The 1,617-nt window shown below is 66.4% G+C and carries 3 protein-coding genes; 2 read left to right on the forward strand and 1 reads right to left on the reverse strand.

Features of this window, described 5'->3' with window-relative positions; translation table 11 throughout:
• Nucleotides 1–450: 450 nt before the first annotated feature.
• Nucleotides 451–633 (reverse strand): hypothetical protein, encoded by a 183-nt coding sequence (locus EQG76_RS31300; protein WP_159719112.1) that lies wholly within the window; start codon nt 631–633, stop codon nt 451–453.
• A gap of 367 nt (nt 634–1,000) precedes the next feature.
• Here EQG76_RS31300 and EQG76_RS31305 point away from each other — a divergent pair, with 367 nt between their 5' ends.
• Complete coding sequence (locus EQG76_RS31305; protein ID WP_159719113.1) at nt 1,001–1,270, forward strand: hypothetical protein; 270 nt, start codon at nt 1,001–1,003, stop codon at nt 1,268–1,270.
• Nucleotides 1,271–1,309: 39 nt separating this feature from the next.
• Entirely contained in the window at nt 1,310–1,519 is a 210-nt protein-coding gene (locus tag EQG76_RS31310) for a hypothetical protein (protein ID WP_159719114.1), read from the forward strand.
• The last annotated feature ends 98 nt before the right edge of the window (nt 1,520–1,617 follow it).

Below are 1,617 nucleotides of genomic sequence, written 5' to 3' on the forward strand. Positions count from 1 at the left end.
GTGGTGATGCACCGGCTCCTGGACCCCTGGCGCGACGCTGACCGAGACCACCCGGATCATGTCGTCCTCGTAGAGCACCTGGTGGTGCGCGTGGGCCGCGGTCACCGCGTCGAGCTGCGGATCCCAGCTGGCCGAGTCGGTGCCGTCCATCGAGATGGTGGTCATGGTGGCGCTCCCTGTGGAAGGATCGATTCGGGCAGCCTGCGCTCAGCCGCGACCATGGCCAACGCGCCAATCTCAACCGATTGGTGGCGGAAAGTATTCACGCGTCCGCCGGTGCAAGTGGATCGCGCCGTCGCTGCAGTTGCTACGGCGCTGCTGACCTTGGCTATTTCCGTTTGGGGAATTTGGATCTTCCGACGACTATCCGAGCCGCCCCCGGTGATACATTATGGCGGATTGGAGTGGGGCATGGGGTGCGGGTACGGCCACCCGCTCAACCTAGCGGCGCTACCTGGATAGCTGCGCGCGCCGCTCCACCAGGCGGTCCAGGACCAGCTCCAGGCAGTACAGCAGCCAGGCTAACTGAAGGATAGGCCGGCCCTGCCGCCGCAGCCACGCCACCTGGGCGTGACGGGCACGCAGCCGCCATTCAGCATGCCGGATCACGCGCTCCAGCCGGGCCAGCTTCATGGTTCACCTCCCTCCGATCAACCGGCAGGCGACCATGAACCCATGGAGACCACCGCCACCCGCACCACCTCCGCTAGCGCCCCTGGCAGGGACCCTCCCTTAGCCAAGATAAGAGTGCGCCAGGGTAGCCAGCGGTGAATCCGCACACCCGCAGGGAAAGACGCGGACAGCCAGTCGGCACAACCGTCTCGACCCCCTGGCCATCCGCAGAGCGTATACTACTGCACCGCCGGCCCAACGGCATCCTTGGGATCATGCCGGTCAGTCCCATCCGGAGCAGATCTTTTTGTCACCTTAGAGCTAACCAACACTGGAACCGAGCACTCGATCGTAAGCTGGTAGCGATCATCCGCTGACGGTGCTGCTCATGCCCATTCTGCATGCCGGCGATCCGGTCATTGCCGCCCACGCCGATGCCGCGTGGCTGGCTGCTCCAAGCTTGCCCGGGCGCCTGGCCCACCTGTTCCGGACCGCCCTGGCCGAGGCCGCGCGCCTGGACGAACCGGAAGCCCGCCAGGTCCTGGTGACCGCCGGGCATGCCGCGCTCCTGCGCCAGCACGGCGTTGCCGAGCTGCAGGCCGGCGAGCTGGTGTTGGAGCTGCAAGCGGCGGTCAGGGAACGGGAGAACAGGAGCTAGGCGCAGCTCGGCGACCTTGTTCCCATGTAGAGGTGCGACATGATGGGTGATGACGTGCAGCGCGCGATCGACCTGCTCCTGCAACTGCAAAGCCAGCTCGATGGGCAGGTATCGGCCACCGAGCTGGCCGATCTGGAGCGCATCCAGCTGGCCGCCCAGGCCGAGCTGTCCACCTTGCTGCTGCGCCTAGCCGAGCAGGACGAGGACGCCGTGCCGGCTGCACAGCTCCGGCTGGACAGTGGCGGTTAGAGGCAGGCAGCCCTACGGGCGGGTATCCCTGATTACGACAAATTCGGCCGCCCGCATGGAGTGGGCGCGTGGACGGAGGCATGATCACCATCGTGCCG

Source organism: Geminicoccus flavidas, assembly GCF_009806515.1.
GTDB lineage: Bacteria > Pseudomonadota > Alphaproteobacteria > Geminicoccales > Geminicoccaceae > Geminicoccus > Geminicoccus flavidus.

Excerpts from the sequence above, each read along its gene's own strand:
- EQG76_RS31300 (WP_159719112.1), bottom strand. The coding sequence starts at position 633 with ATGAAGCTGGCCCGGCTGGAGCGCGTGATCCGGCATGCTGAATGGCGG.
- EQG76_RS31305 (WP_159719113.1), top strand. The coding sequence starts at position 1,001 with ATGCCCATTCTGCATGCCGGCGATCCGGTCATTGCCGCCCACGCCGAT.
- EQG76_RS31310 (WP_159719114.1), top strand. The coding sequence starts at position 1,310 with ATGATGGGTGATGACGTGCAGCGCGCGATCGACCTGCTCCTGCAACTG.